The organism is Wolbachia endosymbiont of Drosophila bocki (assembly GCF_028982005.1).
Classification (GTDB): domain Bacteria; phylum Pseudomonadota; class Alphaproteobacteria; order Rickettsiales; family Anaplasmataceae; genus Wolbachia; species Wolbachia pipientis.
Genome location: NZ_JAPQLG010000015.1, coordinates 1 through 7,768 on the forward strand (window position 1 = coordinate 1; position 7,768 = coordinate 7,768).

Genomic DNA, 7,768 nt, shown 5'->3' on the forward strand with positions numbered 1-7,768 from the left:
TAGATATACCTCTTTCTTAACTATGCTTATTTTACCTCATATTTTCGAGATCCTTAACAGGTTCTTAGAAGTTTCTGCTTCAATATCAGAATTTTTATCCATATTTTCTATCACACTTGCCATAACAGTTTCTTGTTCATCTTCTGTTGGTTTTGTTTGTTTTTCAGTCTTATTACTGCTACTGTCAGTTTCCACAGTTACTTTTTTTACTTCTATATCTTTTTGAGCTTTCTCATTACTTTGCTTGTGTATTTCATCTCCATGCAATTTTTTCTGCAGAGCTTTTTTCGTATCAGCATAATCATCACGATTGCTTTGCAAAGCTGGTTTATAACTGCTGCTATCATCCGCTTGCATTTGATTTATATAGTTAGATTCTTCTTCCTGTATAGTATTTTTTGCGTTATCCTCACCAACCGTTCCTTTCTCCCCAGACTTGGCTTCACTCTCTACCACAACTTCTTCGTCTACTTGCTCATCATCAATTGTAAATTCAGTACCTATCTGATTGCTATCTTCCTCCAATTCATTAGATAATTTTTCAGATAGCTGGTCACCACTCAAATATGGTTCCTTTGAATATTTAGCATAATTATGGGGATCGGTTCTGTTTTCTGAATAAAACCCACTTTCAAAGTCTGAGTAGGAGCTTTGATTGAGCACAAAAAATAAGTTTTCATAATTAACCAGCATATCACTATCAGGGCTAACAAAATTTAAATATTCATCGCCTTCCCATTCTGGGTGGTGTCTATACTCTGCTATGTAGTATTTACTAGAGTCGAGAGGTATCTTGTCACCTTCTTCCCCATCAAGTTGTAAAACTACTGCTGAATGCCCATTACCTAAATCATTACCTTTTACCACTTTGAATATTTTAATCTCATCCTTTTCTACAAGTTCTTTTAACTCCTCGTTCTTTTCATTTAACTCTTCCTCCCTTTGTCTTTCTGCTTCTCTTTCTCTTGCCAATCTTTCTGCTTCTTCATCAGCTTTCTTCTGCAGTTGTGAGAATACATTTTGTAATATATCTTGTGTGGTTAAGCTATTTGTGTTGCTTAAAAAATTATCTAACACATTTGATGCAATTGGTGACAATTCACCGTGATCATCAAATACTTTTTCCTTTGCTTTATCATAGTGATTTGGGTTATAGATTGCATACAGAGGATAAAAACCATAATCTGCAATTGACGCTCCGTCAGGTGATAGTTCCATTGAGAATCCATAGTAATTAAGTGGAAGATTGGAGGTTAAATATTTACCGTTATCATCCCTAACGTGTAGCTCACTTCTACCATTGTGCTCACTATATTTGTTGTAGTAGATATAAAGATTCTCATGGTTAAGATTGAAGTGATCATCTAGATTATCGAATTGAATTGTACTGCCAAGCTTCTCCCGCAAAAGATTTTTGCTTTCATCTGTAAGCTTTATATGTGCAGAAAAGTAGTATCGATCTATAGGTTCGCCTTTTTCTATTTCAAAGTTCAAAGTAATCTTGTCGTTGACCATTGGTAGCCTCCACAAATTCTATAAATCATTTTATTTATCAATCATACGGTCTGTACTATGAAAAATGTGTTAAACATTAAGATTTTCTCTGTACCGATTCATCTATATTGCCAAGCTTAATAAAGTTACAAGCTCTTTAAAACAATGTTAAACTCAATCACTATGGCAAAAACAGTTGACGTATTACTACCACTTCCAATTGATCAGTTATTTTCATATGCAATTGAGGAAAGTACTGAGATTTTACTTGGAGATTACGTAGTAGTGCCATTTGGCAAAAAACGCTTAATCGGAATAGTTTGGAAATACAGTGATAAAAGTAACCGAGAATTAAAATTTATTGAGCAAAAAATCGATTTACCAAATATTAGACCAAAATTGATTGCATTTGCAGAGTGGGTTGCGCAATACAACTTGATACCTATTGGTATGCTTGCCAAAGTGATAATGGGAGGAGTGTTAAAAGTAAATCACATAGATAAATTGGTTTGTGTTGAACAAAAGCAGGAAACAAGTGAAATAAGCTGCAAATTGAGTCCTGAACAGCAGGTAGCTAGTGATAAAATAATCAGCAATTTGAACGAATATTCAGTGACTTTGCTTGACGGTGAGACCGGGTCTGGAAAAACCGAAGTTTATCTCTCTGTGATTGCACAATTGATTAAGAATTACACTGCCGTTCCAAATGCTGCTCAGACTTTACCATCCCAGTGCCCAGAGACACAACTGTACGAACATTGTGATTTGGGTCTACCAAGAGGGTGTTATCCGAGTAGCCTGACACTGGGATCCAGTTTTTCATATAACCTCATTACAAATGTTTATTTTAACTTAAAACAAATACCTAATTTACAATCAAAATTCCTGGATTCCAGTGTCAAGCACTGGAATGACACCTTTATACTCAAGGCAAAACCCACTATAACATTTAGCATACCGTCTTTGCCACGTACTAGTATGACACCAGAATATGTTGAAATGACATCAGGAGAAGGTAATGCGCAAGTGCTAATCCTCTTGCCTGAAATTGTTTTAACTTCACAATTGGTAAACCGTATTCATGGTCAGATATCAAAAAACTTAGTTGAATGGCACTCAGAGCTCACTCCAAAAACTCGCCGGAATAATTGGCTCAGTATAGCGAATGAAAATGCGCAGATAATTATTGGTGCACGGTCAGCGCTTTTTTTGCCTTATAAAAACCTAAAATTGATTATCGTTGATGAAGAGCACGACTCATCTTTTAAACAAGAACAGGGAATTATATATAATGCTCGAGATATGGCGATAATCTTAGCCAAATTTGAAAATATTCCGATTATTTTATCATCAGCTACTCCACTGCTTGAAACGATTCATCATGTTAAAAACGGGAATTACAATCATGTAAAGCTAACTAAACGATTTGGTGGTGCAGAATTGCCACTCATTAAAGTAGTAGATATGAGGAACAACAAGCAATGGATCTCCTCTGAGCTTTTTGAAAGCATCAAACAAACCATAGAGAAAAAACAGCAGGTTATGCTTTTTCTAAACCGCAGAGGGTATGCACAACTGGCAATTTGTAAAAAGTGTGGATATAAAATTTCCTGCTTAAATTGTGCTGTTTGGCTTACATATCACAAGAAAAAAAATGCTCTTTTGTGCCACCACTGCTCTTATCAATTGAAACTTCCAGAAAAATGCTCTAATTGCCAAAGTGAACAGCCATTGTCCCTCTACGGCATAGGAATTGAAAGGTTGCTTGAAGAAATAGTGAAATTAATACCAAACGCAAAAACTGCGATGATAAGCAGCGATCAGAAGTCGGTTAGTAACGTAATTGACTTGATATTGAAAGAAGAGGTGAACATTATAATCGGCACACAAATAATTGCTAAAGGGCACAATTTTCCCAAATTAACTTTGGTTGGAGTAATGAATGCAGATTTGAGTCTCGAAAATTCTGATTTGAGAGCAGCGGAAAAGACGTATCAATTATTGCACCAAGTTGCAGGCAGATCAGGAAGGTTTAATGAAAAAGGAATGGTAATAGTGCAAACTAATAATCCTGAAAGTTCAATAATAAAAGCATTGCTGCATCAAAAAAGAGACTCATTTTATGAAATCGAACTTAAGTCAAGACGCGAAGCCAAAATGCCACCATTTAGCAGATTAATAGCGCTTATAATTTGTGGTAAGAATCAGATTGCAACACAAAAAGCAGCGAATGAAATAGTAAAATCTCTTCTTTGTCATCCAAGTAGCTTAACTACTTGTATCCAGGAAAAAAATGTAGGTGTAGACAAAAAGGAATTTGAAATTCTTGGCCCATCACCAGCAGCAATAAATTTTTTAAATAATAAGTATCGGCATAGGGTATTATTAAAAATACACAATAAACACAGTTTATCTATACAAAAAAAGCTGAAATATTGGATTAAAAATTGTAACTTGAATTCGAGTATTGCAGTGATAATAGATGTTGATCCTGTGAGTTTTTTTTAACGAGTTCCGTTAAGCCTTCTTGCCAATTACCACAACATTCTCACTGGGAAAAAAATAATCAGGTACAGCCATATTTTTCGGTGCAGGACCCCCAATCACTCGGCCTGATGTATCATAATATGAACCGTGGCAAGGACAGAACCAACCATTACCATCTCTTGTAGCGTGGTCAACCGGTACACACCCAAGGTGTGTACATATTCCAAGCATAATTAACCATTCGTCTTTTCCTTCGTATACTCTCTGCTCATCTAATTGAGGATCCCTCAAGCTCTTCACATTCACAGCTCTTGCAGCCTCAATTTCTTGCTTTGTGCGTCTACGAATGAATACTGGTTTACCTTGCCACTTTACTTTTACTCCTTGTCCTTCCTGAATTCCAGACAAATTCACCTCCACTGTGGAAGTTGCTAGAACTTCAGCAGAAGGATTCATAGATTTAACCAGTGGCCAAAGTCCGCTTGCAGCTCCTATACCTGCCATAGCGCATGTAGTTAATGTTATAAAATCTCTCCTACTCTTATTTTTAGTAAGATCTTTAACAGGAGGTGTTTTTTTATCCTCTTTGTCTGCCAGTGGTTTTTTATTTTTAGTTAATTTTTTGTCCATTGATCTTTACTTAGCCATAAGTATATATTTTAATTTAAATACTGCGTATTAATCAACAAAAACTTGCGCTTTTTGTTTAACCTATACTACGGTTAAGAAGCGATAGAGTTTTCAACTTCAAAAATACTATCTTCAGTGGAATCAGGATCTTCAATTTTCGCTACTGACACCACTTTTTCTCTACTTTCTGTTTTAAACAGAGTGACTCCTTGAGTGCTGCGTCCTGCAATTCTAATCTCATTGACCGAAATGCGAATTAACTTTCCTTTACCTGTAATAAGCATTATATTATCACCCTGCTCAACTGGAAAACTAGCAACAACATTACCGTTTCTGCTAGTAGTAAGAATATTGGTGATACCAACACCACCCCTGTTAGTTACTCTATACTCATACGCAGAAGTTCTTTTACCAAAGCCATTTTCAGTAATAGTTAATATAAACTCCTCATTCACTGCAAGTTTTAAGAATAATTCGTTATCTATTCCTAAATCATTCAAAGTCTTTTCCAATTTAGAATCAATGGAGTTATTAATTGCAGTCCCCAGTCTTTTTGCAAGTGGAACTTTTAAGTAAAGTTCTTTTGTCTTTGTTGCTACACCTATCCCATTTAATATGGTCATGGATATCACGCTGTCATTCTTTACAAGTTTGATACCTCTTACGCCATCTGAATTGCGACTCTTAAATTGACGCACATCACTTACAACAAATCTGATACTTTTTCCAAGCGTTGTTGAAAGTAAAACATGGTCAATTTCATTACATACCTTAACCGATACTAATTTGTCTCCTTCATCGAGCTTTATTGCTATTTTTCCATTGCTTGGAATATAGTGAAAGTCCGCTAAGGAGTTACGCCTTATGTTTCCATAGGCAGTAGCAAAAACTATGTTTTGATTTTCGTCATTTTCACTTGGCAATGGCATGATATTAGTTATAGTTTCACCATCGCTAAGCGGAAATATGTTAACAAGTGCTCTTCCACGTGCGGTTGGCTCTGCAAGAGGTAACTTATAAACTTTTAATCTATAAACTCGACCAATGTTAGAAAAGAATAAAAAGCTAGTATGGGTATTTCCAACAAATAATTCTGTGATTACATCCTCTTCTTTTAATCCCTGTCCTAGCTTTCCTTTTCCACCACGACGCTGAGTTCTGTAGTGAGAAAGTTTTACACGCTTGATATAACCATTCATAGTTACGGTTATCACCATATCCTCTTGTGGAATTAGATCTTCAGCTTCAATGTCCGCGTCTGACTCTTCTATTGAAGTTTTTCGCGGCACAGCAAATCTGTTCTTTATTTCTTGTAAATTGTTTTTTATTTCTTTCATCAACTTCTCTTCTGAGCCAAGAAAAGCGATATATTCTTTTATCAGGTTGATCATTGAACTTAGCTCAGCTTCTAATTTGTCTTTTTCAAGGCCTGTTAAACGCTGCAGTTTCATATCAAGGATAGCCTTAATTTGTAGCTCAGTTAATCTATACACTCCATCTTTCAAAAAGCTTGCGCTATCTGAAATCAACTCAATAATAGTGTTGATTTCATTCGAAGTTTTCCATTCTTTATTTAAAAGTTCTCTACTTGCTTCCGCAGGATCTTTTGCACCGCGGATGATTTTTATCACTTCATCTATGCTGAGGACCGCAATGTAGAGCCCTATATATACATGAGCTTTTTCTCTCGTTTTTCTTAGACGAAATTCTGTTCTCCTGATTAACACTTCTTTTCTAAAGTCAACAAAAGCAGCTATGATTTCTTTTAACGACATCAAAGCAGGCCTGTTGTTATTGAGCGCTAAAGTGTTAACACTAAAACTACTTCTTAGTGGAGTTAGCCCCAATATTTGATTAAGTATAAAACTTGCCTCAGCATTTCTTCTGAGGTCAATTACTACTCTAATACCAGACTTATCGGACTCATCCCTAATTTCTGTTATGCCATCAATTCTTTTTTCTTTTACAAGCTCACCTATCTTCTCAATTAATTTTACTTTGTTTACCTGGTAAGGTATTTCATCAATCACTATTGCTTGCCTATCTTGTGGCAGGTCTTCTATGTGAGTCTTGCCTTGCACAACAATTGATCCACGACCCGTTGCAAATGCTGATCTTATTCCAGACCTTCCAAGAATCGTTCCCCCAGTTGGGAAATCCGGCCCTGGCATCACTTCAAGTAACTCATCAAAAGTAACTTCAGGATTATCTACATATAATATACAAGCATCTATTATTTCTCCAAGATTATGAGAAGGAATATTGGTTGCCATACCAACTGCAACACCACTTGCACCGTTTACCAATAGATTCGGAAACTCTGCAGGCAGCACAATTGGTTCTGTTTCATTTCCATCGTAGTTTGGCCTAAAATTAACTGTATCTTCATCAATATCATTCAGTAAAAAGTGCGACACTTTTTGAAGTCTTGCTTCTGTGTATCGCATTGAAGCTGGTGGATCTCCATCTATCGAACCAAAGTTACCTTGCCCATCAATAAGCGGTAAAAGAAGAGAGAAATCTTGAGCCATTCTAACCAAGGAATCGTAAATAGCTGCATCACCATGTGGGTGATATTTTCCCATTACATCCCCAACTATACGAGCTGCCTTTTTATATGGCTTACCGGCATCGAATCCAGCTCTTGACATTGCATATAATATGCGCCTGTGAACAGGTTTAAATCCATCCCGTACGTCAGGTATAGCCCGGCTTATGATAACGCTCATTGCGTAGGAGAGATAAGAATCTTCCAGCTCTTTTACTATTGAGATTGGTACTATATTATCCTGCATTTTTTATACTTTAATTGAAGTAATTAATAATACTAACATTCAGTTAAGCAAATGGGCAATGACAGACTTGAACTGCCGACCTCCTCGGTGTAAACGAGATGCTCTACCAGCTGAGCTAATTGCCCCTTTAGATCCAATTCTATAGCTCAATATTATTATTGTAAACAAAAATAGCAATAAATTGTATCCGTTCAGCAGAGTGGCAAAATAGGTAGACAAGGTGATCTAGAAAGATAATCATAGAGTAAATGTGAGGTAAGTCCTTACAATAAATGGTGTCATCCAGGTAGTCGACACTGGGATGGCTTTGTTGCATCGCTCAAGTGAAAAGAACTGGCAGTTACTGACAAAATTCATTATAA

4 protein-coding genes and 1 tRNA gene are annotated in these 7,768 nt (G+C 36.2%); 1 reads left to right on the plus strand and 4 read right to left on the minus strand.

The features are described from left to right. Positions 1–36: 36 nt before the first annotated feature. Complete coding sequence (locus OZD61_RS00215) at positions 37–1,515, minus strand: hypothetical protein (protein ID WP_274979403.1); 1,479 nt, start codon at positions 1,513–1,515, stop codon at positions 37–39. 144 nt (positions 1,516–1,659) lie between these two features. Here OZD61_RS00215 and priA point away from each other — a divergent pair, with 144 nt between their 5' ends. Then, positions 1,660–4,002 (plus strand): replication restart helicase PriA, encoded by a 2,343-nt coding sequence (gene priA / locus OZD61_RS00220; RefSeq protein WP_274979404.1) that lies wholly within the window; start codon positions 1,660–1,662, stop codon positions 4,000–4,002. A 9-nt stretch (positions 4,003–4,011) separates the two neighbouring features. Here the strand turns inward: priA and petA are convergent, their stop codons facing one another. The 3 genes from petA to OZD61_RS00235 all read right to left on the minus strand — a co-directional run bounded on the left by petA (position 4,012) and on the right by OZD61_RS00235 (position 7,531). Then, the gene (petA, locus tag OZD61_RS00225) at positions 4,012–4,611 is read right to left on the minus strand and encodes a ubiquinol-cytochrome c reductase iron-sulfur subunit (protein ID WP_274979405.1); all 600 of its coding nucleotides are present in this window, start codon (positions 4,609–4,611) and stop codon (positions 4,012–4,014) included. A 92-nt stretch (positions 4,612–4,703) separates the two neighbouring features. After that, complete coding sequence (gene gyrA, locus OZD61_RS00230; RefSeq protein ID WP_274979406.1) at positions 4,704–7,406, minus strand: DNA topoisomerase (ATP-hydrolyzing) subunit A; 2,703 nt, start codon at positions 7,404–7,406, stop codon at positions 4,704–4,706. A gap of 52 nt (positions 7,407–7,458) precedes the next feature. Next, positions 7,459–7,531: transfer RNA gene (locus OZD61_RS00235), tRNA-Val, on the minus strand. Positions 7,532–7,768 lie beyond the last annotated feature (237 nt).

Excerpts from the sequence above, each read along its gene's own strand:
- OZD61_RS00215 (WP_274979403.1), bottom strand. The coding sequence starts at position 1,515 with ATGGTCAACGACAAGATTACTTTGAACTTTGAAATAGAAAAAGGCGAA.
- priA (WP_274979404.1), top strand. The coding sequence starts at position 1,660 with ATGTTAAACTCAATCACTATGGCAAAAACAGTTGACGTATTACTACCA.
- petA (WP_274979405.1), bottom strand. The coding sequence starts at position 4,611 with ATGGACAAAAAATTAACTAAAAATAAAAAACCACTGGCAGACAAAGAG.
- gyrA (WP_274979406.1), bottom strand. The coding sequence starts at position 7,406 with ATGCAGGATAATATAGTACCAATCTCAATAGTAAAAGAGCTGGAAGAT.